At 64.0% G+C, this 22380-nt stretch carries 27 protein-coding genes and 1 tRNA gene; 18 read left to right on the plus strand and 10 right to left on the minus strand.

The features are described from left to right. Window positions 1-52: 52 nt before the first annotated feature. Window positions 53-202, minus strand: a complete 150-nt coding sequence (locus AX729_RS39405) for a hypothetical protein (protein ID WP_156456725.1) — start codon at window positions 200-202, stop codon at window positions 53-55. A gap of 214 nt (window positions 203-416) precedes the next feature. After that, window positions 417-911 (minus strand): hypothetical protein, encoded by a 495-nt coding sequence (locus AX729_RS04925; RefSeq protein WP_061020790.1) that lies wholly within the window; start codon window positions 909-911, stop codon window positions 417-419. A 340-nt stretch (window positions 912-1251) separates the two neighbouring features. Between AX729_RS04925 and AX729_RS04930 the strand changes: the two genes are divergently transcribed. From AX729_RS04930 to AX729_RS04940, 3 genes are all read left to right on the plus strand, one after another. Beyond that, window positions 1252-1548, plus strand: a complete 297-nt coding sequence (locus AX729_RS04930; RefSeq protein ID WP_018323108.1) for an HU family DNA-binding protein — start codon at window positions 1252-1254, stop codon at window positions 1546-1548. A 664-nt stretch (window positions 1549-2212) separates the two neighbouring features. Beyond that, window positions 2213-2407, plus strand: a complete 195-nt coding sequence (locus tag AX729_RS04935) for a hypothetical protein (RefSeq protein ID WP_061020791.1) — start codon at window positions 2213-2215, stop codon at window positions 2405-2407. Between the two features lie 571 nt (window positions 2408-2978). Continuing rightward, window positions 2979-3191 (plus strand): hypothetical protein, encoded by a 213-nt coding sequence (locus AX729_RS04940; protein ID WP_061020792.1) that lies wholly within the window; start codon window positions 2979-2981, stop codon window positions 3189-3191. Here the strand turns inward: AX729_RS04940 and AX729_RS41480 are convergent. Both AX729_RS41480 and AX729_RS41010 read right to left on the minus strand, forming a co-directional pair. Further along, entirely contained in the window at window positions 3188-3313 is a 126-nt protein-coding gene (locus tag AX729_RS41480) for a hypothetical protein (RefSeq protein WP_283807782.1), read from the minus strand. The genes AX729_RS04940 and AX729_RS41480 overlap by 4 nt on opposite strands. A gap of 73 nt (window positions 3314-3386) precedes the next feature. Beyond that, window positions 3387-3854 carry a hypothetical protein gene (locus AX729_RS41010; RefSeq protein ID WP_245325063.1) on the minus strand — a complete coding sequence of 156 codons (468 nt, stop codon included), beginning with the start codon at window positions 3852-3854 and terminating at the stop codon, window positions 3387-3389. A 45-nt stretch (window positions 3855-3899) separates the two neighbouring features. Here AX729_RS41010 and AX729_RS04950 point away from each other — a divergent pair, with 45 nt between their 5' ends. Then, on the plus strand, window positions 3900-4187 hold the full coding sequence (locus tag AX729_RS04950; RefSeq protein WP_061020793.1) for a hypothetical protein: 288 nt from the start codon (window positions 3900-3902) through the stop codon (window positions 4185-4187). A gap of 74 nt (window positions 4188-4261) precedes the next feature. On the opposite strand, the gene AX729_RS40380 is transcribed toward AX729_RS04950, so the two are convergent. Beyond that, window positions 4262-4426: a hypothetical protein gene (locus AX729_RS40380; RefSeq protein WP_164937196.1), complete on the minus strand. Its 165-nt coding sequence runs from the start codon at window positions 4424-4426 to the stop codon at window positions 4262-4264. Window positions 4427-4678: 252 nt separating this feature from the next. Between AX729_RS40380 and AX729_RS04955 the strand changes: the two genes are divergently transcribed. From AX729_RS04955 to AX729_RS04975, 5 genes are all read left to right on the plus strand, one after another. Next, a complete protein-coding gene (locus tag AX729_RS04955; protein ID WP_061020794.1) occupies window positions 4679-5440 on the plus strand; it encodes an SIR2 family NAD-dependent protein deacylase in 762 nt (253 codons plus the stop codon). A 198-nt stretch (window positions 5441-5638) separates the two neighbouring features. Next, window positions 5639-6301 (plus strand): cold-shock protein, encoded by a 663-nt coding sequence (locus tag AX729_RS04960; RefSeq protein ID WP_061020795.1) that lies wholly within the window; start codon window positions 5639-5641, stop codon window positions 6299-6301. Window positions 6302-6415: 114 nt separating this feature from the next. Then, a complete protein-coding gene (locus tag AX729_RS04965) occupies window positions 6416-6901 on the plus strand; it encodes a DUF192 domain-containing protein (RefSeq protein ID WP_061020796.1) in 486 nt (161 codons plus the stop codon). A gap of 106 nt (window positions 6902-7007) precedes the next feature. Continuing rightward, window positions 7008-7084: transfer RNA gene (locus tag AX729_RS04970), tRNA-Pro, on the plus strand. Window positions 7085-7851: 767 nt separating this feature from the next. Beyond that, window positions 7852-8046, plus strand: a complete 195-nt coding sequence (locus tag AX729_RS04975) for a hypothetical protein (RefSeq protein WP_061020797.1) — start codon at window positions 7852-7854, stop codon at window positions 8044-8046. A 62-nt stretch (window positions 8047-8108) separates the two neighbouring features. Here the strand turns inward: AX729_RS04975 and AX729_RS04980 are convergent, their stop codons facing one another. Next, window positions 8109-8534: a hypothetical protein gene (locus AX729_RS04980; protein ID WP_061020798.1), complete on the minus strand. Its 426-nt coding sequence runs from the start codon at window positions 8532-8534 to the stop codon at window positions 8109-8111. Between the two features lie 164 nt (window positions 8535-8698). Then, window positions 8699-9874, minus strand: coding sequence for an OpgC domain-containing protein (locus AX729_RS04985; protein WP_061020799.1), 1176 nt, complete (start codon window positions 9872-9874; stop codon window positions 8699-8701). Between the two features lie 249 nt (window positions 9875-10123). Between AX729_RS04985 and AX729_RS04990 the strand changes: the two genes are divergently transcribed. From AX729_RS04990 to AX729_RS05010, 5 genes are all read left to right on the plus strand, one after another. Beyond that, entirely contained in the window at window positions 10124-10429 is a 306-nt protein-coding gene (locus tag AX729_RS04990) for an ETC complex I subunit (protein WP_061020800.1), read from the plus strand. Between the two features lie 313 nt (window positions 10430-10742). Then, window positions 10743-11279: a TetR/AcrR family transcriptional regulator gene (locus AX729_RS04995; protein ID WP_502686897.1), complete on the plus strand. Its 537-nt coding sequence runs from the start codon at window positions 10743-10745 to the stop codon at window positions 11277-11279. A 71-nt stretch (window positions 11280-11350) separates the two neighbouring features. Further along, complete coding sequence (locus AX729_RS05000) at window positions 11351-12211, plus strand: DMT family transporter (RefSeq protein ID WP_061020802.1); 861 nt, start codon at window positions 11351-11353, stop codon at window positions 12209-12211. Between the two features lie 129 nt (window positions 12212-12340). Continuing rightward, a complete protein-coding gene (locus AX729_RS05005) occupies window positions 12341-12829 on the plus strand; it encodes an Lrp/AsnC family transcriptional regulator (RefSeq protein ID WP_061020803.1) in 489 nt (162 codons plus the stop codon). A 219-nt stretch (window positions 12830-13048) separates the two neighbouring features. Beyond that, complete coding sequence (locus AX729_RS05010) at window positions 13049-13345, plus strand: DUF3551 domain-containing protein (protein ID WP_061020804.1); 297 nt, start codon at window positions 13049-13051, stop codon at window positions 13343-13345. Window positions 13346-13447: 102 nt separating this feature from the next. On the opposite strand, the gene AX729_RS05015 is transcribed toward AX729_RS05010, so the two are convergent. Further along, on the minus strand, window positions 13448-14476 hold the full coding sequence (locus tag AX729_RS05015; protein WP_061020805.1) for an AraC family transcriptional regulator: 1029 nt from the start codon (window positions 14474-14476) through the stop codon (window positions 13448-13450). Window positions 14477-14589: 113 nt separating this feature from the next. Here AX729_RS05015 and AX729_RS05020 point away from each other — a divergent pair, with 113 nt between their 5' ends. Genes AX729_RS05020 through AX729_RS05035 form a run of 4 tightly spaced genes read left to right on the plus strand, consistent with a single transcriptional unit; the run spans window position 14590 to window position 20311 of the window. Beyond that, window positions 14590-15762, plus strand: coding sequence for an isovaleryl-CoA dehydrogenase (locus tag AX729_RS05020; protein ID WP_061020806.1), 1173 nt, complete (start codon window positions 14590-14592; stop codon window positions 15760-15762). Between the two features lie 23 nt (window positions 15763-15785). After that, a complete protein-coding gene (locus AX729_RS05025) occupies window positions 15786-17390 on the plus strand; it encodes a carboxyl transferase domain-containing protein (protein ID WP_061020807.1) in 1605 nt (534 codons plus the stop codon). Between the two features lie 4 nt (window positions 17391-17394). Beyond that, window positions 17395-19398 (plus strand): acetyl/propionyl/methylcrotonyl-CoA carboxylase subunit alpha, encoded by a 2004-nt coding sequence (locus AX729_RS05030; protein ID WP_061020808.1) that lies wholly within the window; start codon window positions 17395-17397, stop codon window positions 19396-19398. 1 nt (window position 19399) lies between these two features. Next, the gene (locus AX729_RS05035; protein WP_061020809.1) at window positions 19400-20311 is read left to right on the plus strand and encodes a hydroxymethylglutaryl-CoA lyase; all 912 of its coding nucleotides are present in this window, start codon (window positions 19400-19402) and stop codon (window positions 20309-20311) included. A 76-nt stretch (window positions 20312-20387) separates the two neighbouring features. On the opposite strand, the gene AX729_RS05040 is transcribed toward AX729_RS05035, so the two are convergent. Both AX729_RS05040 and AX729_RS05045 read right to left on the minus strand, forming a co-directional pair. After that, on the minus strand, window positions 20388-21314 hold the full coding sequence (locus AX729_RS05040; RefSeq protein WP_061020810.1) for a dihydrodipicolinate synthase family protein: 927 nt from the start codon (window positions 21312-21314) through the stop codon (window positions 20388-20390). Between the two features lie 75 nt (window positions 21315-21389). Next, window positions 21390-22373, minus strand: coding sequence for a TRAP transporter substrate-binding protein (locus AX729_RS05045; protein ID WP_061020811.1), 984 nt, complete (start codon window positions 22371-22373; stop codon window positions 21390-21392). Window positions 22374-22380 lie beyond the last annotated feature (7 nt).

A 22380-nucleotide genomic window follows, 5' to 3' on the forward strand; every position in this document is an offset into this window, starting at 1 on the left:
CACCTCCAGGCTCAACGAGCCTACTACAGGTGTCCACTCATTCGGAGGAAGTTCAGCCCATGCCTTCCTGCGACGGGAAGATGGCCAGGACCACGTCGTAGGCCGCGATGACGGCCTTGACCGCTTCGGCCTTGTCGTCGGCGAGGTCGATAAACACGCGAACGTCTGCCGCGAGTTCACGCAGCTCGTCAAAATCCAGCACGGCGGGTACTCCAACGCAACAATACCTGGTGAGGAGAGTGGCTGCGTTAGGTTACCGAAGTCTCAACAAACGAGGCCGGCCACATGTTTCTCGACGCGTGACGTGCCGAAGGCGCGACGAGATCAGGATGAATGATCGTCGCGCGCTCGTCGTGTGCGCATGTCCTCGGGAAAAGCGCTGCACGCTGGCGCCGCCGCGGTCGCGCGGCTCCGGCCTAGCGCTTTGCTTCTTCCTTCCGAGGCCGCGCGTCCGTGGCCTCGTCGGTGAGCTGCAAGGCGATGCCGTCATAGGTCAGCTTGAACCCGCGGCCGACGATCCATGTCCATCCCTCGCGGGCGTCCTTGACGGGCTCGGAGTTGAACTGCTCCGAGAGCGATCTGACCGCAGCGTCTTGCGGTGCCGGACTATTCAACTCCGCAGTGACGCGCCGGATGGGATGCTTGGGATCCGCGTCGTCGCTGGTGATCGTGACCTTGGCGCCATTGATGTCGCATTCGAGGATGAACGAACCCCCGCCCTGGCGGCAGCGGTAACGACGTTGACTGACGAGCCTGTCGGTCTCCTCGAAAGTCATGCCGGGGGCGAAGCCGAAAATGTCGGACTTCTTCACATGTGCCAGGGACGCAGGCTTCAGGAGGTCCGGCCGGATCGCCATCACGGCGGCAGCGGCGACGACAATCAACCCGGCGATGACAATGGCAACCTTCATGAACCCCTCGCGAGAAACGCCGGACCATATAGCAGCCGCGGCGCTCTGCGAGGAATCAAAAGGCGAAAACCCCGCCTGGGGGAAGCGGGGCTCTCTGACGGGGTGAAGCTTGGGGACTTCGACAATGAGACGCGCCAGCCGGCAGATGGTTCAACACAAGCGGCTGGATATTTCAGGAAGTCGGGAACTCCGCCGAAGCCCTGCTTGCGTTTTCAGCTTCGATGGGCTCTAAGCCCGGTCACTTCATGACCTCTGGCATGAATCAGAAGCGCGCCTCCGCGGGTCCATCCGCGTCCACAGCAGAGTTTACGCGCGCACCCCATTCAAAGGAATTCAGAACATGGCGAAGATGACGAAGACCCAGTTGATCGATGCGATCGCCGAGGGCACGCAGCTTTCGAAGAACGACGTGAAGTCGGTGATCGAGTACATGGCGACGGTCGGCTACAAGGAGCTCAACGAGTCCGGCGAGTTCGTCATTCCGGGCTTCGTGAAGATGTCGGTGGTGAACAAGCCCGCGACCGAGGCCCGCATGGGCGTCAATCCCTTCACCAAGGAGCCGATGCAGTTCGCCGCGAAGCCCGCGAGCAAGTCCGTCAAGGCCTCGCCGCTGAAGGTCGCCAAGGACGCCGTCTAAGGCGCCGGCAATGTCGTTGCGGCTGTCGCCAGACAGCGCAGCGATCAATGGCTGACGACAAGGTGGTGCCCGGCGGCGACGATGCCGGAGATCGCCACGACGATCAGTCAAGCGCGCCCGTCGCTCTGCCGGTGCGCTGTGCAGTTTTCCCCAAGCCGGGAGAGCGAAATCCATCGGGATTTCGTTCTCACGGGGTTTGCAGACAATCCGCGCCTTCGATGACGTATCTCGCGGTGCGGGGTTCTTGAAGCCGAACGGCTGCAACAATTTTCCCCGGTCAGTGCGAGGGGCGGTGCCGCTTTCGGGGCGCCGCAATCGGCGCGCCTCGGCCAAATTCACCGGCTCTCAAAAGAGAAGAAAAGCCCCGCGCTTTCGCGCGAGGCTCTTCGGGCTGACGGCGCCGGGATTTCAGCGCCTGGCCGTCAGCCATGCGCGTAACTTAAAGTTGAAATCCTAAAAAGCAACAGCGCCGCGATGACGGAATATGTTCGTCACGCGGCGCTGCCGTGAAACTGGGCGCTGAAATCCCCAGCTCCTATGGGTCTTTGGCGCGCCGGAAAGGTTCAACGCGACATCCTCATCGAAGTGTCCCTCGACGGGCTGGACTTTTGTTCTCATTTTGTTCTAGTGTAAGCCGCCTTGATGGACGATTTGGAGGTGGCCCATGACCGTGGACAAACAGCGCGAGGTGATCAGACTCTGGAACGAGCTCAGGAAGGTCGAGGGCCCCGCCGCAGAAGAGCTGCGCATCCAGATCCTCGAATGCTTCTCGAAGGACAAGCCGAAGCGGCCGGCCGATCTCAGCCGGCGACACCCGGCAACGCGCAAGCGCGATGTCGTTCTGACGGCTCGCGCCTGATTGGCCGCCGAGGAGTTTGCCGACGCGGCGTCGAAAGTGTGGGACGCGCGTCTTCATCGATCGTTAGGAATCGCTCCGCGCTTATTTCCCGACTCCGATTCGTTCTTCGAGAACGAAATGGAGTCGGATGCAGAACGTGTAGCGCTTGCCGGCGACGCGGCCGTGCGCATCAGAACGAAACGGCGTGATGCTTGGCGCGATCTGTTCGCATCCTCTCCGCAAGGAGTGAGTGAGGAGCCACATGTGCCGCGCCTGGATCGATGTCGAGCGATGTGATGCGATGCGATCGGGTGGCTGTGCACCTTTTGTTAGGAAACGTCCTGTGCGCATTTCTGCGATTCCGATTCGTTCTTCGAGAACGAAATGGAGTCGAAGCTGGAACAAAGCCGGTCGGTCGTTCGACGCTCCTTGCTGCAGGGGCGCCGCCTCGGTCTGCCTAACGATTGCTTGCGGGGATGCCGATAACCCTATTCGGTTAGGTTAAAAGCCCAATCGCGTTGCGCTTGCGGCGGGTTGGCGTAGGTGTCTGGCAAGGACAAGCAAGAACGACTTTGCCAAGAAGCAATTTGCCATGACACCTTTTTCAGAGACGCCTTTTTCAGAGCCGTCCTTTTACCAGGGCGACCGGCAGACTTACCGGCGCGTCGCCATCGTCGGCACGCTGTTCTGTCTCGCTTTCGTTTTGATCAGCTTCTCGCTGCGGCCGCAGGTCGAGGACACGCGCGTTGCGGTCAAGGCCGACCGGCTGGTGCGCACGGCTGGTCAGCCGGCGCACGCCAATTAACGCTTGCCGCTGCAGATCGGATCGTCAGCCGCGGTGTCCGGGCAGCCGGCGCCGCGGGTCGCCAGCGCAACGAAGCCCGCATAGCCGGACAGGTTCACCAGAACTTCGAGCCAAACAGGCATGTCGCATCTCCTCGTCGTAGGGCCCGGTCAACGTGCGCGGCGAGCGCATGTTCCGCGGCCCGGCGAGCGCTGCTCAGAGCGGAGAGGAGGGGTCGAGCCGGCGCCCGAGCGTCGCGACGGATTCGCTCGAGGGCTGCTCCTTCAGGAACTCGGCGATCGCCTGGGCCAGTTCGCGGTCGCTCATGGGCGTCGGCGGCGGGCGCAGCGTGCCGACACCGAAGCCGCGGACGATCTCGTCGTAATGCCGATCGTCGGACCTGGGAACCAGCCTGCGGATACGGGCGAGCAAAGCGGATAATGGCAAACTCTTCTCCTCGATCGTCTGCCCCGCTGGCAGCAATCGCGCTCTGCTGCCATCTGCTCCCGTGAAACTGAAAACCCCGCCAACATCGCGGAGATGCTGACGGGGTTCTTCGTGCTGTTGCCTCAACCCGGATGGCGAAGGCTCCCGCACTTGGAACATCAATCCGCGTCCGGCGCTTTCGTTCCCGCCGCGTCGATCTTTTTTGACCGCGCCGGTTCCCGTCCGTTGCGCAACCATCGCAGGCGCTCGCCGTTATCTTCGTGACACGCGAAGGAGAAGAGCATGAAGAAGACATTGGCAGTTCTGGCCACCGTCGCGGCGGTTGGCGTAACCGCAGTCGCGGCGCCTGTGCCGGCCGAGGCGCGCGGGCGCGGCATCGGTCCGGGACTTGCGTTCGGCCTTGCCGCCGGCGCGATCACCGCGGGCGCCGTCGCGGCATCCCGTCCCTATTACGGTCCGGGCTACGGCTATTACGGCGGCCCGAGCTATTATTACGGACCGGGTCCCTACGCCTATTACGGCGGTGGGCCGTATTACCGCCACCACCATCACCACTGGCGGCATTGGTAGTCGCCAATAGCGAAAAGCCCGGAGCGATGCTCCGGGCGTTTTTCACGTCTTCGCGTTTGCTGTCGCGATGATTGTTACGGCCAGAGCGATGGGCGCTCGACCTTGCGGGCGTTCTCCAGCGTCGACACGAAGTATTCTTCGCGCTCGCGCTTGAACTTTTCCTGCGTGGCACGGAAGGCGGCGACACGGGCGGCGATCTCATCGCGCTCACGAACTTTGCGTTCTTCGTCCTCGGTCATGTCAAATCCCCTCTACACCTGAGTATGTGCACACCTGAACTCAAGCACTGCCGCCGCAATCACTTTGAGTCGCGTCAACACATCCATTGGCGCTCCTGATTGGGGCGTCAATGGGGAGGAGGCATTGCAGGATTGTGATAAGCGAAGAGCGGAAAAAATTGCCGAGCGCATTGCGTTTGCGCTTGATAAGAGCGTCAGCGATCTTGCCGTTTGTGCATGTCGGTGTCAGGCAGAACGAGTCGGGAGGCGCGATTGATCGCATCGGATCTTCAGAGCGGCGTCGAGCGGCTCGGCGAGATGATCGCCGAGGCCAAGGCCATCGTGCCGTTCACCGGCGCCGGCATCTCGACGGAGTGCGGCATTCCCGACTTCCGCTCGCCCGGCGGACTCTGGACGCGTCATCGTCCGATCCCCTTCGACGAGTTCGTGGCGAGCCAGGATGCGCGCGACGAATCCTGGCGCCGCCGCTTCGCGATGGAGGAGGTGTTTGCCGCGGCGAAGCCCGGCCGCGGCCACCGCGCGCTGGCTTCGCTCTACCGCGCCGGCAAGGTTCCCGCCGTCATCACCCAGAACATCGACAATCTGCACCAGGCCTCGGGATTCGCAGCCGAGCACGTAATTGAACTTCACGGAAATACAACTTATGCGCGCTGCATCGGATGTGGGCAGGCCTATCCGCTCGACTGGGTGAAGCACCGTTTCGAGCGCGACGGCGCAGCGCCGAACTGCACAGCGTGCGACGAGCCGGTGAAGACCGCCACGATCTCGTTCGGCCAGATGATGCCGGACGACGAAATGCAGCGCGCCACCGCGCTGTCTCAAGCCTGCGACCTCTTCATCGCGATCGGTTCCTCGCTCGTGGTCTGGCCTGCGGCGGGCTTTCCGATGATGGCCAAGCGCGCCGGTGCACGCCTGGTGATCATCAATCGCGAGCCGACCGATCAGGACGACATCGCCGACCTCGTGATCCGCCACGACATCGGCGAAGCGCTCGGGCCCTTTGTCGGTAATTGAGGCATCAGTTTGATTCGCGGCTGTGCAAGCTGTTCATAGGTTCCGGCGAATCTCTTTTTTGTCTATGCCTCGCAACCGGGAGTGTTATCTTTTGAGTCGAAAGATTCGCGTCGCGTCCAATTGAGAACATTCTCTTAAGACGCGTGATTCGAGCGCCGCCGATGGGGCGGGTTGCATGGCAGTGTGGGGTCCGGGGTTATGGGGTCGTCGGACGGATTTGAGTCCAAGAAGCTCGGGGTACCCGGGCAGGGAGTATCGCCCGGGCGAATGACCCCGGGCGAGCACGTCGGTGCCGGCCGCGACAGCGCCCTCAGTCCCTTCAGCGGGCTTGGCGAGACTGGCGCCAATCTCGTCGAGGTCCATGGCGTCATCAAATGGTTCGACGCTTCCAAAGGCTACGGCTTCATCGTTCCCGACAACGGTTGGCCGGACGTCCTCCTGCACGTTACCGTGCTTAGGCGCGACGGCTTCCAGACCGCTTATGAAGGCGCCCGCATCGTCGTCGAGTGCATCCAGCGCGCCAAGGGATACCAGGCCTTCTGCGTGGTCTCGATGGATGAGTCGACCGCGATCCATCCGGCGCAGATGCTGCCGCCGCGCACCCATGTCACGGTCACCCCGACCAGCGGGCTGGAACGGGCCCAGGTCAAATGGTTCAACCGGCTGCGCGGCTTCGGCTTCCTGACCTGCGGCGAGGGAACGCCCGACATTTTCGTGCACATGGAGACGCTGCGCCGCTTCGGCATGACCGAGCTCAGGCCGGGCCAGTATGTGCTCGTCCGCTTCGGGCCCGGCTCCAAGGGCATGATGGCCGCCGAGATCCATCCCGAGACCGGATCGCCGGGATTGCAGTCGCACTGAAGGCACCAATTCCCGCAATCGTGAGCAGAGGCGTGCCGGCTGGCCGGCGCGCCTCTTTTCTTTCCGGCGGCCGCCGCGTAAGGACTGGCGAAGTCCCACGCCTCGAGAGTCCCCATGAGTTTTGACCGAAAGGCTGTCTGGTCCGTTGCGAAGGGCTGGCTTGCCGCCATCCTCGTCACCGCAGTCTCTGCCATCGCCAGCGCGCCCGCCGAAGCCGCCAGCTTCCAACCGCTCGAGATCGTCACCAAGAACGGTGTGCAGGTGTTCTCGGTGGAAATGGCAACGACCGAGGAAGAGAAGCAGACCGGCCTGATGTATCGCAAGGAGCTGCCGGACGGCAAAGGCATGCTGTTCGACTTCAATCCCGAGCAGGAAATCTCGATGTGGATGAAGAACACTTATGTTTCGCTCGACATGATCTTCATCCGCGCCGATGGCCGCATCCTGCGCATCGCCGAGAATACCGAGCCGCTGTCGACGAAGATCATCTCGTCCCGCGGCCCCGCCCGGGCCGTGCTGGAGGTGGTGGCGGGAACGGCGCAGAAGTACGGCATCCGCCCGGGTGACCGCGTCGGCCACCCCTTGTTCAGCAGCAAATAGGCGAGGCGGGGGCGCTGGCCTGGTTGGCGGCTTTGGAGCCTCGCTGGGGCTTGGAAAGCTTGCTGGCGCCTCTGGAAGCGTGTATCGACGGGGCTCGCCGGACATTCGGGGTATAGCGCAGCCTGGTAGCGCGGCAGTTTTGGGTACTGCAGGTCGTTGGTTCGAATCCAGCTGCCCCGACCAGTCCCGAGCTTGGATCCTGATCCTCGGAGATGCTGGTCTTCGACACAGCACCCAGACGGCGATGCGCCAGGCGGTTCAGGCGAGAGCGCAGGGCCACCCCAACATCCAATCCGACCACGCCTGTCCCGTAGATTGCGTACCGGCACAGCTGCGTCGAACCTTCAGGATTCGCCACAGGCGTTTGTGTGCTGGGGTTTCAGCGCGCATGTTCGAGCTGACGCTGCCCAGCCATGATGTTCCGCTTGCGTAGCGTTGCACTATAGCCCGGACCAGTCAGCTCGACGCGTGCCAGCCCGGTGGAAACGGGATGTATGACCAGACGGCGTGGTTGTCGTTGGCGGCTTGCGGCGGCTCTTGTGACGGCGTCCTTACGACTGGCGCGGGCGGCGTTATTCGTACCGCGAGGCGCAGACGTGCACATTGCAGATTCATTATTGTTGTCCCCCGCAAACCAATTGTTTTTCAAACGTCAGATTGCTTGCAAAGTTCGAGGTCGGTTCGAAAATCACCATGCGCCGAAACAGCGCGCTCGTTCTCAAATCGCGTGCATTCTAGAAAACCCCGCGCAGGCTTTCAACCGACAACGCGGATCCATCCCAAGAAGTAAGGTTGATCGGTTAGGTTAAAGGCGAGCGGTTGTTGCGGCCGTTTTGGCGGCTGCTATCAGATCGGGCCAGGCTCGCGATCGGCTTCTTCAATCTGTGCGACAACAGATCATGGTTCGTCGCGGCGCGAGTCGGTTGATTCTGCGCCAGCGAGTTCTGCCCATGTCTCTTGATCGCAACCTCAAGGCCGTCGGTCCGCAGTCGAGCTGGACCGAGATCTGGCACCTCTGGACAGTGATCGTGCCGCGCCGCTCCATCAATGGGCAGTTCGTGGTCGGCAAGGTCTGGCGCCGGCACGATGGCCGCGACTGGATCTACAGGAAATTCACCGAGTTCGACGACGAAGAGGCGGCATGAAGCGCGGTGAGATTGGGATGAACCATCATCGCGCCCCGGGTCGTTGTTGAGGCCGTGCGGTCCTAACCCGAATGCCGCTCGCCTGCTGCCGAGCCCGGTGTCTGCACGCGCGGCAGCGGCAGTTTGAAGTGACGCTTCGCATAGGCGACGATCTCGGCGTCCGAGGGATGATCGGCCGCTTCCACCGCGACAATCCGCTTGGCCAGATCGGGTGAGCTCGCGCGAATGTGGCTGGCAAGCTCCGTCTTCGCGCTCGCCGGGCCGATGATGAGGATCTCGCCGGCGTCGGCGAGGGCTTTGGTCACCTCAGCGTAGAACGCCTTGTCGGGGGCGGCATGGCCGCTGCCGATCGCATTGGCCTTGTGATGAAGATGGCGTGTCGCCAGATGCGGATGCAGCGTGATTTCGTCCGAGCCGCTGAGGCCGAGATGAAAAATCCTGGCCTGCGAATGGTCGATCCATATCACGGCGTGGAAATGAGTGGGCATGTGTCTGGGCCTTGTGCGAGGGGAGGCCGCCGAGGTCGGTGCGGCGGCGCATGTCGCGGCGACACTATGCGCCGCCCGCGCCACCTCTGTTGACCCATGTCAATTCGATCCGGGCTCACGAGCGGAGCAACCGTGACGCGCCTCGAGGAGCAGAAATCGACCGCTCAGGCCGCCTTTGGTGCGGCTGCCCCCGGTTTCGGCGGCGGCGGCTTCAGCGGCTTGTCCTGCTTCTTCGACCACGAGATGTAATAGGCCACCGTCGTCATGATCGCGATGCCGGCGACGCTGACGAAGATTTGCGCCAGCAGCGAGCCCGAGCTCATCGACAGCTCGAAATGCCCGACGAAGGACAGGAAGACGCCGACGCAGAACACGGCGAGCGACTGCTGGCCGCAGACGATCAAGGGATCGAACACCTTCCACTCCAGCCCCGGCCACTCCTTCGGCACGAAGCGAATCACCAGGATCACTATCACCACGAAATGGAGGAAGCGGTACGGTGCAAGGTTGGTCTTGTCATTCGGGTTGAAGGCCGAGAACAGCCATTCCGGGAACATGCCGCCGAAGGTGGGGAAGCGGCCGGCCATCGTCATGATCAGCGCGAACAGCAGATAGCCGAGGCACAGCCAGAGCGTGATCGGCGCGTTGATCAGCGCCATCGAACGGCGTGCACCGCCCAGCGCGCACCAGGCGCCGAACACGAACAGCACCTGCCAGCAATACGGGTTGAAGTACCACTGGCCGGCCGGATAGGCGGTCAGATTCCAGCCGAATTGGCGCGCGGCGAGCCACAGCGCGATCGACAGGACCATCGTCAAATCGGGCTTGCGCAGCATGAACCACAGCACGGGCGGGAACAGCCCCATCAGCACGATGTAGAGCGGCAGCACGTCGAGATTGAGCGGCTTGAAGCGCAGGAACAGGCCCTGGCGCAGCGTCTCGGTGGCGTTGTCGACCAGGCCGACGACGTTGAATTCGTTGATCATCTCGGAGTCGCCGAAGCGCAGCGCGAGATAGCTGATCGAGGCGATGTAGATCACGAACAGGATGATGTGGGCGACGTAGAGCTGCCAGACCCGCTTGGTGAGCCGCGTGGCGCCGACGATGAAGCCGCGCTCCAGCATCATCCGCGCGTAGACGAAGGATGCCGTGTAGCCCGAGATGAAGACGAACAGGTCGGCGGCGTCGGAAAAGCCGTAGTTGCGCGTCGTGATCCAGTTCACGACGTTGTCGGGGATGTGGTCGAGGAAGATCGCCCAGTTCGCGACGCCGCGAAACAGGTCGAGCCGGAGATCGCGCCCCTTGTCGGGTAGCGTTGCACTGATGTTCAGGAAGGCCATGCGACGAAAGCTCTCGGATAGGACAGAAGCGCGGCGATCGGTGAGGTTGAGCCGCCGGCCGGGATCCCGGCGCGGAAGGCGGGTACGCAATTGTCACAGTGCAGCATAATGACTATACCCATGGGCAGGGCACCCCCGGGAGCCGGAATCAACCGAACATTTCCCGAACGGTGTCTCTATACTATGCCGGCGGTTTCCACCAACTGCCACCGTGACGCATCGGAATCGACCAAGAGGCCCGGACCACCCATGACCGCACGCATTTTCAAGCCCGCCAAGAACGCGATGCAATCCGGCCGGTCCAAGACAAAGGAATGGCAGCTCGACTACGAGCCGGAGCAGCCGCGTTCGGTCGAGCCGCTGATGGGCTGGACCTCGTCGGGCGACATGAAGCAGCAGATCACGCTGCGCTTCCACAGCAAGGAAGAGGCGATCGCCTATTGCGAGCGCAAGGGCATCGCCTATCAGGTTATCGAGCCGAAGGAGTCGATCCGCCGCCCGGTCGCCTATGCGGACAATTTCTCGTTCCGGCGCGGCGAGCCCTGGACGCATTGAGGGGCGGGCTGCGCAGGCGCTACCTGCCGACGCATGAAAGGCCTTGAGGGCCGAAATCCCAGTCGTATTGACGCGGGGGAGATCGTCAGCTCCGGTAATCGGCATGGTCGCAGCCTGACGACCGACCATGCAGCCGGTCTCATTATCGAGAGAAATAGCACCCCGTCAGCCGATATCCGCTTCCGACCCAGGGCGGTCCTTGCGATTTAAAGACCGATTGGTCTATATATGAGTAATGAGGTCCCGAACCCCAGCGCAGCTGCCCCGAGGCCGGCCCCGAAGCTTCGACGTGGAAGCCGCTGTCGAACGCGCCATGGGTGTATTCTGGTCGCGCGGCTATCACGCGACGGCGCTCCCGGATCTTCTTCGTGCGACGAAACTCTCGCGTGGCAGCCTCTACGCCGCCTTCGGTGACAAGCACTCGCTCTTCCTGCGGGCGCTTGATCGCTACATCGCCGATGCCCTGACACGAATGGATATCGAATTCGATCCCCACAACGAGCCGGTCGAGGGCCTGCGGGCCTACCTTGCGGGCTATGTTGACCGCACGAGCGGCGCCAATGGCCGGCGCGGATGCCTGCTCGTGGCCACGGCCATGGAACTGGCCGGCCAGGATGCTGAAGTCGGTCGTCGCGTCGCGAGCTTTTTGAAAGCCATGGAGGCAAGGGTGGCGGATGCACTTTCCCGCGCGGAGACGGCGGGCAGGTTGGCTGATGGTGTCGACCCTTCAAGTGCCGCCCGAATCCTCGTCTGTTTCGTCGAGGGGCTGCGCGTGGTCGGCAAAACGGCACCGACACGGATCACGTCGCAAGCCACCGTCGAGGCTCTTCTCGATCGCTTCATCAAGTGAATAACCCATGGCGTGGCTCCGCTATTGGCGCGCCAATATCTGGACTGATCGGTCTTTAAAGGAGGGGTGCCATGTCTGCCATCCAGATCATCTGCGCGGTGGCCGTTCCCTTGCTCTGGGGCTACCAGTTCGTGGCGATCAAGGCGGGCGTCACGGAGTTTCCGCCGCTCTTCTTCCTCGCACTGCGCTTCCTGGCCATCGCGCTGTTGCTTGTTCCGTTCGTCAAGAGGCCCACACGTGGGCAGGTCGGCCCGGTCGCAGCCATTTCGCTCTTCCTTGGCGGCCTGAACTTCGGGCTGTTCTATGTTGGCCTTGGGCTCGGCTCGGGAAGCATGTCGGCCGTCGCATATCAACTCGCCACGCCCTTCACCGTCCTGTTGGCCTGGCCGCTGCTCGCGGAGAGACCGTCTGTCACCACGTCTGCCGGAGTGGTCCTTGCATTCGTCGGCGTGGTCGTGTTGGCCGCGGAGCCCGGCCCATCGGCAAACATCCTTCCGCTCCTGCTTGTGATCGGGGCGGCGTTCGCATTCGCAGTGTCAAACGTCTTGACGAAACGCTATGGCCCTTTTGATCCGTTAATGTTGATGGGGTGGTCGTCACTGCTCACGGTGCCGCAGGTCATGTTGATGTCGCTGCTCATTGAACATGGTCAAATGGCGAGCCTTGTGACGGCGGATGGACGCGGTTGGCTGGCACTCGCCTACACGATTTTCATCGGAGGAATTGTCGGGTTCGGCCTTTGGTTCTGGCTGATCGCCCGTTGCTCCATGAACCGCGTCGCCCCCTTCGGTCTGCTGCTTCCGGTGTTCGCCTTGATTTCGAGCGTGTTGTTTCTTGGCGACCGCATGACCCCAAGGTTGATCATCGGTGGGCTGCTCGCGATCGCCGGCGTCGCCATGACACAAGTCAGGCCGAGCGCTCGACCAATTTGAATCCCTGTCGTGTTCAGCTGTAACGTCGGCCGCGCGACATAATCGGCCAGGATCCCTTTTCCGGGCCTTGGCATCGATTCCGCCGCGTGCTTCGCTGGCGGGCCTGACGGGAGCGTGACGAGGTGGGGTATGGCCGGGCGTGACCAGCTCGACGGAGTCGATCTGAAAATCTTATCCGAGCTGCAGCAGGACGGGCGGGTGCGCAACAACGAGCTTGCGCTGCGCGTCGGCGTGTCCGCGCCGAACTGCCTGCGGCGGCTGAAGTCGTTGTTCAGCCGTGGCGTGATCCGGGCGGTGCGGGCCGTGATCGACGAGCGGCGGCTCGGCTATGAGGTTGTCTCGTTCGTCTCGATCCAGCTCGGCAGCCAGGCTCAGCCCGTGCTGGAGGCGTTCGAGAGCTCGATCGCCGCGATCCCGCGCATCCAGCAGTGCTGGCGGATCTCGGGTGACACCGACTATCTGCTGAAATGCGTCGCGCCGAGCGTCGAGAGCATGCGCCAGCAGCTCCTGCATTTCGCGGCGATGCCTAATGTGAAGAACGTTCGGAGCTTCCCGGTGCTGGGCGTCGCAAAGGACGTGCCGCTGCCATTGCAGGAGGTCGCTGCGGCGGCAGGATAGGGGATCCGAACACTCCCAGGCGGACAATCGAGATATCGATAATCCGAAGTTTAGTGCCTGAGTAAATAACGTAACTGTGACATGTGTTACGCGAAGTCCTGCAATGCGCTGAGTCGTGATTGCCGGTTCCCCGGTGCGGCCTAGATGCAATGTGCGAACCTCAGCGTGTTGGCATGCCGAGGCCTCTTTGTGTGGGACCCTTGAAGCAGGAAAGACACCATGGCATCGATTTCGAAGACGTTCGTCGCATCCGCTGCGACGCTGTTTGCATCTGGCTTTTTCGTGATCGCCGCGCCCGCCGCGCAGGCGGAGGAGTACTGCATCACCAACGGTGCCCAGGCCGCTCACGGCTGCGGCTATCCGACGATGGAAGCCTGCCGGGCCGCAGCCGGTGGCATCGGCGGCATGTGCGCGCAGAGCGGTGGAGCGAAGACACCGAATGACGCATTGGCCTATCAGCCCAAGCGGTCGCAATCGCGTAAGCTTCGGCCGGGCGGGCAGACCAACTCGAACTGACGTCGCAATCCGGACCGGCTTAGAGATGTTGCGGCCTCCGGAACCATCTCGGGGGCCGCCTCCCGTCCATGACGGGCGCACAAGGTCGCGCTGGCTCGAGCCTCACCGGTAACGGCCGCGAAATTCGCGCGGGCTTGTGCCGGTCCAGCTGCGGAACGCGCGCGAAAAGCTCTTTTCGTTGCGGAAGCCGGCGATCTCCGCAATCCGCTTGATCGGGGTGCGGCCGCGCATCAGCTCCTGCTTGGCGAGCTCGAACTTCGCCTCTTCCTTGAGATCGCGCAGCGAGGTCGCCTCCTCGCGCAGGCGCCGATGCATCGTGCGGGTGGACAGCGCCAGCTCGCGCGCGACGTCCTCGGCGCCGAGCGCGCGTCCGCGCGCATGGCGAAGCACGCGGCGCACGCGCTCGACCAGCAGCCGGTCGCGCCGGTAGGGAAGCACGGTCAGCCGCAACGCGCCCTTGAGCATTTGGTCGAGATCGGCCGCGCTACGCGTCAGCGGCAGCGAAAGATAGTGCTTGTCGAAGACGATGGCCGAGCGGTCTGCATCGAAGCGGACGGTCCGGCAAAAGATGGTCGGGTAGACCGAGACGTGGCCGGGCTCGGGGTAAGGGAATTCAGCTGCGCGGAGCGCGATCCTGGAATCGACGGCCCAACAGGAGAAGCCAAGCACGTAGCGGAACAGGGTGACCAGGCAGAACTCGCGGAAAGGCCCGAGATCGCGCAGCTCGCTGATCGACACGACGGCGGTCTCTTCGCCAACCTCGAGGTCGAGCAGCACGTCCTCGGTGACCAGACGGTGATGCCGGCACCAGCGCCTGAGCGCGACCTCGAGCGTCGGCGCGGTGATGGAGGCCCGGCACAGCATGCCGTAGGTGCCCCAAGGCAGCCGCCGCGAGAACCAGCCGAGCGCCTCGTCGTCGAGCTCGCGCATGGCATGGCCCGCCAGGGCCTCGAACTGGGCGGCGGTGACCCGCCCGTCCGGAGAATTGACGAGGTCCGGCGCCACCTGGCCCCGGCTCAATGCCTCCGCGGGATCGCGGCCGTATCGCTCATAAGCTGCCACCACGCCGCGGACGAAGGCGGCGGGGGTGACGGCGCGGCGCGGGATCGCGGTGGCGGCTTGAAAAGGCATCGGAAATCCCTCCGGAAAATCCTCGCCAAGTTTGGCGGAAAATGCAACCTTTTCGACTGCAAGAGGCCCGGGACCCCGCTAGGTTCGGACCCCAAAATACGGAGGAAATCGCCTTGAACATCCCGAGCATCGATTTCGATCTGGGCGAAGACATTAGCCTGCTGCGCGACACGCTTCGCGCCTTCGTGGAGGCGGAGATCACCCCGCGTGCCGCCGAGATCGAGAAGGCAAACCTGTTCCCGGCAGACCTCTGGAAGCGCTTTGGCGACCTTGGCCTGCTCGGCATGACCGCCCCGGAGCAATATGGCGGCTCCAGCATGGGGTATCTCGCCCACATCGTCGCCATGGAGGAGATTTCGCGCGGCTCGGCTGCGGTCGGGCTGTCCTACGGCGCCCATTCAAACCTGTGCGTCAACCAGATCCGCCGCAACGGCAACGATGCGCAACGCCAGCGCTACCTGCCGAAGCTGATCTCGGGCGAGCATGTCGGCGCGCTGGCGATGTCCGAACCCGGGGCCGGCTCCGACGTCGTCTCGATGAAGCTGCGCGCCGACAAGCGCGGCGACCGCTACGTGCTCAACGGCTCCAAGATGTGGATCACCAATGGCGGCGATGCCGACGTGCTGGTGGTTTACGCCAAGACCGATCCTGACGCCGGCCCGCGCGGCATGACCGCCTTCCTGATCGAGAAGGGCTTCAAGGGCTTCACCCACGGCCAGCATCTCGACAAACTCGGCATGCGCGGCTCCAACACCTATCCGCTGTTCTTCGACGAGTGCGAGGTGCCGGAGGAGAACGTGCTCGGCAAGGTGGGCGAGGGCGTCAAGGTGCTAATGTCCGGCCTGGATTACGAGCGCGCGGTGCTCTCGGGCGGCCCGCTCGGGATCATGGCGGCCTGCATGGACGCGGTGGTTCCCTACATGCACGAGCGCAAGCAGTTCGGCCAGCCGATCGGCGATTTCCAGCTGATGCAGGGCAAGCTCGCCGATATGTATTCGACCTGGCAGGCCACGCGCGCCTATGTCTATGCCGTGGGGCGCGCCTGCGACCGCGCCGACCACGCGCGCAGCTTGCGCAAGGATGCCGCCGCCGCGATCCTCTATTCCGCGGAGAAGGCGACGTGGATGGCGGGCGAGGCGATCCAGGCGCTCGGCGGCGTCGGCTATACCAGCGAATTTCCGGTCGGACGTTTGTGGCGCGACGCCAAGCTCTACGAAATCGGCGCCGGCACTTCCGAGGTTCGCCGCATGCTGATCGGCCGCGAGCTCATGGCCGAGACGGCTTAAACGTTCACCTCATTGGAATCACCATGCCGCTCCATTCCAGCATCGATGTTTCTTCATCAGACTATGCGCGCAATTCCGAGGCCATGCGCGCGCTCGTCGCGGACTTGCGCGAGAAGCTGAGCCAGGTCGCCGGCGGCGGCGGCGAGGCCTCGCGCAACCGCCACACCTCGCGCGGCAAGATGTTGGCGCGCCAGCGCGTCGACCTGCTGGTCGACCCCGGCACCTCCTTCCTGGAGCTGTCGCCGCTCGCGGCCTATGGCCTTTATGGCGGTGACGTGCATTCGGCGAGCGTCGTCACCGGGGTCGGGCGCATCTCGGGCCGCGAATGCGTGATCGTCGCCAACGACGCCACCATCAAGGGCGGTACATATTATCCGATGACGGTGAAGAAGCATCTGCGCGCGCAGGACATCGCGCGACAGAACAATCTTCCTTGCGTCTACATGGTGGATTCCGGCGGCGCGTTTCTGCCGCTGCAGGACGAGATCTTCCCGGACGAGCGGCATTTCGGCCGCATCTTCTACAACCAGGCGCAGATGTCCTCACAAGGCATTCCGCAGATCGCGATCGTCATGGGCTCCTGCACGGCCGGCGGCGCCTATGTCCCCGCGATGTCGGACGAGAGCATCATCGTGCGCAACCAGGGCACCATCTTCCTCGGCGGCCCGCCGCTGGTGAAGGCGGCGACTGGCGAGGTGGTCAGCGCGGAGGAACTCGGCGGCGCCGACGTGCATTCGCGGCAATCTGGCGTGACCGATCACTATGCCCAGAACGATGCCCATGCGATCGGCATCGCGCGGCGCATCGTCGGGACGTTGAAGCCGCCGGCACGGCCGAACCTGAACATGCATCCGCCGCGCGAACCGCTGTTTGCGGCGGAGGAGATTTATGGCGTGGTGCCGGTCGATGGCCGCAAGCCGTTCGACGTGCGCGACATCATCGCGCGCGTAGTGGACGGCTCCGAGTTCGACGAATTCAAGAAGCTCTACGGCACGACGCTGGTCTGCGGTTTCGCCCATATCTGGGGTTATCCGGTCGGCATCATCGCCAATAACGGCATTCTCTTCAGCGAAAGCTCGCTGAAGGGCGCGCATTTCATCGAGCTGTGCTGCCAGCGCGGCATTCCGCTGGTGTTCTTGCAGAACATCACCGGCTTCATGGTCGGCAAGAAATACGAGGCCGGCGGCATCGCGCGCGACGGCGCCAAGCTGGTGACGGCGGTTGCGACCGCCTCGGTGCCGAAATTCACCGTCGTGATCGGCGGCTCCTATGGCGCCGGCAATTACGGCATGTGCGGCCGCGCCTATTCGCCGCGCTTCCTCTGGATGTGGCCGAATGCGCGCATCTCGGTGATGGGCGGCGAGCAGGCCTCGATGGTCCTGAGCCAGGTCCGGCGAGACAACATCGAGGCCAAGGGCGACAGCTGGTCGAAGGAAGAGGAAGACAAGTTCCGCGAGCCGATTCGCGCGCAATATGAGAGCCAGGGGCATCCTTACTATGCGACGGCGCGTCTGTGGGACGACGGCGTGATCGACCCGGCCGATACGCGCCTCGTGCTCGGCCTCGGCCTCTCGGCGGCGTCGAATGCGCCGATCGAGCCGACGAAATTCGGCCTGTTCAGGATGTGATGCGATGGACCGCTCAAAGCTCTACCGGCGTTTTCGCACGCTCCTGATCGCCAACCGCGGCGAGATCGCCTGCCGCGTCATCCGCACCGCGCGCGCCATGGGTCTGCGCACGGTCGCGGTCTATTCGGAGGCCGATCGCGACGCGATGCATGTCGCGCTCGCGGACGAGGCCGTGCTGCTCGGGCCCGCACGTGCCCGCGACAGCTATCTCAATGTCGAGCGGCTGATAGAGGCCGCGCGCAAGACCGGAGCTGAAGCCGTGCACCCCGGCTATGGCTTCTTGTCGGAGAATGCCGAATTCGCGCAGGCCTGCTTTGAAGCGGGGCTCGTGTTCGTCGGCCCGACCGCCGACATGATGACGGCGATGGGCTCGAAATCCGGCTCGAAAGCGCTGATGGAGAAGGCCGGCGTGCCGTTGGTGCCCGGCTATCACGGCGATGCGCAGGACGATGCGACGCTGGCGAAGGCGGCCGAGAAGGTCGGCTTCCCCATCCTGGTGAAGGCGTCCGCCGGCGGAGGCGGACGTGGCATGCGGATCGTGCGCTCGGCGGACGAGCTTGGGCCCGCGATCGTCAGCGCCAAGCGCGAGGCCAAGGCGGCATTCGGCGACGACCGCATGCTGATCGAGAAGTATGTCGACAATCCCCGCCACATCGAGGTGCAGGTGATCGGCGACAGCCACGGCAACCTGCTCTCGCTGTTCGAGCGTGAGTGCACCTTGCAGCGCCGGCACCAGAAGGTGATCGAGGAGGCGCCGTCACCGACGCTGAACGCCGCCCAGCGCGAGACCGTCTGCGCCGCTGCACGAAAGGCAGCAGGGGCCGTCAACTATGTCGGCGCCGGCACCATCGAGTTCGTCTCCGACGGGAAGGACGTGTTCTTTATCGAGATGAACACGCGTCTCCAGGTCGAGCATCCCGTGACCGAGCTGATCACGGGCATCGACCTCGTCGAATGGCAGCTGCGCGTCGCCTTCGGCGAGGCGCTGCCGCTGAAGCAGGACGAGATCCGGCTCAACGGCCATGCGGTCGAGGCGCGCGTCTACGCCGAGAACCCGACCAAGAACTTCATGCCATCCGTTGGCAGGATCTCCACCTGGCGGCTGCCGGCGGAAACCGGAGGCTTGCGCATCGACGCCGGCTATCGCGAGGGCGACAGCGTGTCGCCTTACTATGACGCCATGCTGGCCAAGATGATCGCCTGGGCGCCGACGCGGGACGTCGCGATCGAGCGGCTCAATCGGGGACTGGAAGAGTCCGACGTCCGCGGCATCGTGACGAACATCCCGTTCCTGTCGGCGCTGATGACGCATCCAAAGGTGCGCGCGAATGCGATCGACACCGGCTTCATCGAGCGCGAACTTGCGGTCCTGACACAGGCCGCGCCGGCACCCGGCGAGCTCGAGCATTGCGCCGCGGTCGCTGCCGTCCTCAACGAGGAACAGCGGGCTGCACGTGCCCAGGCGAATTCGCCGTGGCAGACCTTTGGCTGGCAGCCGGTCGGCCGCCGCCAGCGCAGCTTTGCCTTCCGTGTCGGTCACGGGCCGGAGCAGAAGATTACGCTGAATTACGGCAGCGGCCCTTCGACGCTGGTGATCGGCGAGCGCGAGCTGGCGTTCGCGATCGCGGCGAGGGAGGGCGGATTCGACCTGACGCTCGACGGCGTGAAATCGCAGGTCGCGGCCGTGATCGACGGCCATGAGCTTTACTTGCGCACGCGCAACGGCCGCTTCGACCTGCACTGGGTCGATCCGTTCGGCGGCGAGAGCGAGGAGCAGACCGGCGAGGACAAGATCGCGGCGCCCCTGCCGGGCACCGTCGTCGCCGTGCTGGCCGAGGAAGGAGCGAAGCTCGACAAGGGCGCCCCGATCCTGACCCTGGAAGTGATGAAGATGGAGCAGACGCTGCGCGCGCCCTATGCCGGGGTGTTGAAGTCCGTCAAATGCAAGGTCGGCGACATCGTGCAGGAGGGCGTCGAGCTCGCCGTGGTCGAGCCGTCCGGAGAGTGACATGAGCGATCCCGTCCGCATCATCGAAATGGGGCCGCGTGACGGCCTTCAGAACGAGAAGACCGCGGTCAGCGTCGAGGCCCGCATCGGCTTCGTCGAGGCGCTGGTCGCGGCCGGCCTCAATACGGTCGAGGTCGGCGCCTTCGTGTCGCCCAAGGCGATTCCGCAAATGGCAAGCTCGGACGCGGTGTTGCGCGGCGTCAGCCACGTGCAGGGCGCCGAATTCCACGTGCTGGTGCCGAACGAGAAGGGCTATGACGCCGCGCGCGCGGCCGGGGCGAAAGTCGTCTCGGTATTCGCGGCGGCCTCGGAAGGGTTTTCGCGCGCCAACATCAACTGCACGGTCGCGGAGTCCATCGAGCGCTTCAAGCCGGTGCTGGCGCGCGCCAAAGCCGATGGCGTCAAGGTGCGCGGCTATATCTCCTGCGTGCTCGGCTGCCCGTTCGACGGCGAGATCAAGCCGAAGGCGGTGGCCGATCTCGCCAGCACGCTGGTCGAGCTCGGCTGCTACGAGATCTCGCTCGGCGACACCATCGGCGTCGGCACGCCGGATAAGGCCAAGGAGATGCTGCGTGCGGTTGCGGCCAACATTCCCGCAGCCAAGCTGGCGATGCATTTCCACGACACCTACGGCCAGGCGCTCGCCAACCTCTACGCAGGGATGGAAGAGGGCGTCCGCGTCATCGACTCTGCTGCCGGTGGCCTCGGAGGCTGTCCCTACGCTCCCGGTGCGACCGGCAACGTCGCGACCGAGGACGTCGTCTACATGCTCGAAGGCATGGGCATCAGGACCGGCGTCGATATGGACAAGCTGCTGGCGGCCACCAACGCGATGAGCGGCGTGCTGGGCAAGCCGCCCGTGAGCCGCGTGGCGTGCGCGCTGAATGCGAAGAAGAAGCGGGCGAATTCGTAGCTTCGTAGGGTGGGTTAGACCTGCAATTGCGCGTTGCGCAATCGCAGGTCTAACCCACCCTACGAATTAGGAACAATCAAGCCGCCTTCAGGCCGACATCCGGCAGGCGCGGACGGTTCTTCAGCGCCTTGGCCATCATGGCCTCGACCTCGGCCTTTTCCTGCGGCAGCAGTGCGAGGCGGGGCGGGCGGGTCAGCGCGGTGCCGCGGCCCATGATGTGCTCGCAAAGCTTGATGCACTGGACGAGGTCCGGGCGTGCATCGAGATGCAAGAGCGGCATGAACCATTCGTAGAGCGGCATCGCCTCGGCGAAGCGTCCCGCCTTGGCGAGGCGGAACAGCGTCTCGCCCTCGCGCGGGAAGGCATTCGACATGCCGGAGACCCAGCCCACCGCGCCCATGGCGACGCTCTCGACGATGACGTCGTCGAGGCCCGCGAACAGCACGAAGCGGTCGCCGACCATGTTGCGGGTGTCGATGAAGCGCCGGGTGTCGCCGGAGGAGTCCTTGAAGCAGACGACGGTCTCGACGTCGGCGAGCGAGGCCAGGATGTCGGGGGTGACGTCGTTCTTGTAGATCGGCGGATTGTTGTAGAGCATCACCGGCAGGTCGGTCGCCGAGGCGACGGCGCGGAAATGCGCAGCGGTCTCGTGTGGCTTGGAGGAATAGACCAGCGCCGGCATCACCATCACGCCGTCGATGCCGATGCGCGCGGCTTCCTTCGCGGTCTCGACCGCAAAGGCCGTGGTGAACTCGGCAATGCCGCAGAGCACGGGCACCCGGCCGGCCGCGACCGACTTCGCCGCTTCCATGATTGCGACCTTTTCCTTGCGCTCGAGCGAGGTATTCTCGCCGACCGAGCCGCAGACGATCAGGCCGGAAACGCCGTCGCGGATCAACCCGTCCATGACCTTGGCGGTCGCGTCGATGTTGAGCGAGAGGTCGTCATTGAATTGCGTGGTGACGGCCGGGAAGACGCCTTCCCAGGAGATGCGTGGGCTCATTGTTTGGCTCCGATTGGAATTGTGCCGGCGGATCGTTCGATCCGCCGGGCATTGACGTGAGGGCGATGGGTGGGATCAGAGCGTCGCGCCGACCTTGCGCAGCTCGGCGAGGACGGGGGCTTTCGGCAGCCAGATCTTGTCGAACTCGGCGATGACGGCCTCGGTGTCCTTGGCGTCGACCTGGCGGATCGGGATCGGCGCGTTCTTGAAGTTCTGGATCAGCGTGGGCTCGTTGCCGGCAAGCTCGTCGATCTGCGCGTCCAGCGTCGACTTGATGGTCTTGGTGATCAGTTCGCGGTCGGCTGCGGGCAGCGACTGCCAGACTCGGCCGGAGACGACTGCCGCCATCGGCATGAAGACGGCGTTCATCTGGAGGATAACCTTCGACACCTTGTCGAAGCGCTGATTCCAGGAGAATTCGAGATCGGCCTCGAGGCCGTCGACTTGGCCGTTCGCCATGGCGTCGAACACCTGCGGTGTCGGGATCGGGGTCGGCGCAGCGCCGAGCGAAGAATAGAAGTCGCGATAGACCGGCGTCGGGTTGATGCGCAGCTTCATGCCCTTGATGTCGGCGAGCGAGTGCAGATCCTTCGACGAGAACACCGCGCGCATGCCGGTGATGCCCCAGCCGAGCCCGATGGTGCCGGTCTCCTGCGGCAGCACGTCGAACAGCTTCACCGCCGCCGGATGCCGCACAAACTTTGCGACCGCGGGCGTCGAGCGGACGATGTAGGGCGCGTTGATCGCGGCGATGTGCGGCACGCGCGAGCCGAGCTCGGCAGCCTGGATGAAGCCCATGTCGAGCGCTCCGGACTGCAATTGCTGCATCATCGCGGTCTCGTTGCCGAGCTGGCCGGAGTGGAACACGGTCAGGGTCAGGCGGCCGTTGGTCGCGGACTTGAGATCCTCGCCGAATTTGAGCGCGGCCTTGTTCCAGGAATGGCCGTTGGGCGTGATCAGGCCGAGGCGGAATTCCTTGGCCTGGGCGAGCGCCAGCGACGGGGCAAACACCGAGGCGGCGGCGCTGGCGGCGAGAAAGCGGCGGCGAGAAAGCGGCATGGTCGGG

The sequence above is a fragment of the Bradyrhizobium sp. CCH5-F6 genome, from assembly GCF_001556045.1.
Classification (GTDB): domain Bacteria; phylum Pseudomonadota; class Alphaproteobacteria; order Rhizobiales; family Xanthobacteraceae; genus Bradyrhizobium.

What these genes read in the sequence shown, in the direction of transcription:
- AX729_RS04925 (WP_061020790.1), bottom strand. Translation starts at nt 911, where the DNA reads ATGAAGGTTGCCATTGTCATCGCCGGGTTGATTGTCGTCGCCGCTGCC.
- AX729_RS04930 (WP_018323108.1), top strand. Translation starts at nt 1,252, where the DNA reads ATGGCGAAGATGACGAAGACCCAGTTGATCGATGCGATCGCCGAGGGC.
- AX729_RS04935 (WP_061020791.1), top strand. Translation starts at nt 2,213, where the DNA reads ATGACCGTGGACAAACAGCGCGAGGTGATCAGACTCTGGAACGAGCTC.
- AX729_RS04940 (WP_061020792.1), top strand. Translation starts at nt 2,979, where the DNA reads ATGACACCTTTTTCAGAGACGCCTTTTTCAGAGCCGTCCTTTTACCAG.
- AX729_RS41480 (WP_283807782.1), bottom strand. Translation starts at nt 3,313, where the DNA reads ATGCCTGTTTGGCTCGAAGTTCTGGTGAACCTGTCCGGCTATGCGGGC.
- AX729_RS41010 (WP_245325063.1), bottom strand. Translation starts at nt 3,854, where the DNA reads ATGGTTGCGCAACGGACGGGAACCGGCGCGGTCAAAAAAGATCGACGC.
- AX729_RS04950 (WP_061020793.1), top strand. Translation starts at nt 3,900, where the DNA reads ATGAAGAAGACATTGGCAGTTCTGGCCACCGTCGCGGCGGTTGGCGTA.
- AX729_RS40380 (WP_164937196.1), bottom strand. Translation starts at nt 4,426, where the DNA reads ATGACCGAGGACGAAGAACGCAAAGTTCGTGAGCGCGATGAGATCGCC.
- AX729_RS04960 (WP_061020795.1), top strand. Translation starts at nt 5,639, where the DNA reads ATGGGGTCGTCGGACGGATTTGAGTCCAAGAAGCTCGGGGTACCCGGG.
- AX729_RS04965 (WP_061020796.1), top strand. Translation starts at nt 6,416, where the DNA reads ATGAGTTTTGACCGAAAGGCTGTCTGGTCCGTTGCGAAGGGCTGGCTT.
- AX729_RS04975 (WP_061020797.1), top strand. Translation starts at nt 7,852, where the DNA reads ATGTCTCTTGATCGCAACCTCAAGGCCGTCGGTCCGCAGTCGAGCTGG.
- AX729_RS04980 (WP_061020798.1), bottom strand. Translation starts at nt 8,534, where the DNA reads ATGCCCACTCATTTCCACGCCGTGATATGGATCGACCATTCGCAGGCC.
- AX729_RS04985 (WP_061020799.1), bottom strand. Translation starts at nt 9,874, where the DNA reads ATGGCCTTCCTGAACATCAGTGCAACGCTACCCGACAAGGGGCGCGAT.
- AX729_RS04990 (WP_061020800.1), top strand. Translation starts at nt 10,124, where the DNA reads ATGACCGCACGCATTTTCAAGCCCGCCAAGAACGCGATGCAATCCGGC.
- AX729_RS04995 (WP_502686897.1), top strand. Translation starts at nt 10,743, where the DNA reads ATGGGTGTATTCTGGTCGCGCGGCTATCACGCGACGGCGCTCCCGGAT.
- AX729_RS05000 (WP_061020802.1), top strand. Translation starts at nt 11,351, where the DNA reads ATGTCTGCCATCCAGATCATCTGCGCGGTGGCCGTTCCCTTGCTCTGG.
- AX729_RS05005 (WP_061020803.1), top strand. Translation starts at nt 12,341, where the DNA reads ATGGCCGGGCGTGACCAGCTCGACGGAGTCGATCTGAAAATCTTATCC.
- AX729_RS05010 (WP_061020804.1), top strand. Translation starts at nt 13,049, where the DNA reads ATGGCATCGATTTCGAAGACGTTCGTCGCATCCGCTGCGACGCTGTTT.
- AX729_RS05015 (WP_061020805.1), bottom strand. Translation starts at nt 14,476, where the DNA reads ATGCCTTTTCAAGCCGCCACCGCGATCCCGCGCCGCGCCGTCACCCCC.
- AX729_RS05025 (WP_061020807.1), top strand. Translation starts at nt 15,786, where the DNA reads ATGCCGCTCCATTCCAGCATCGATGTTTCTTCATCAGACTATGCGCGC.
- AX729_RS05030 (WP_061020808.1), top strand. Translation starts at nt 17,395, where the DNA reads ATGGACCGCTCAAAGCTCTACCGGCGTTTTCGCACGCTCCTGATCGCC.
- AX729_RS05035 (WP_061020809.1), top strand. Translation starts at nt 19,400, where the DNA reads ATGAGCGATCCCGTCCGCATCATCGAAATGGGGCCGCGTGACGGCCTT.
- AX729_RS05040 (WP_061020810.1), bottom strand. Translation starts at nt 21,314, where the DNA reads ATGAGCCCACGCATCTCCTGGGAAGGCGTCTTCCCGGCCGTCACCACG.
- AX729_RS05045 (WP_061020811.1), bottom strand. Translation starts at nt 22,373, where the DNA reads ATGCCGCTTTCTCGCCGCCGCTTTCTCGCCGCCAGCGCCGCCGCCTCG.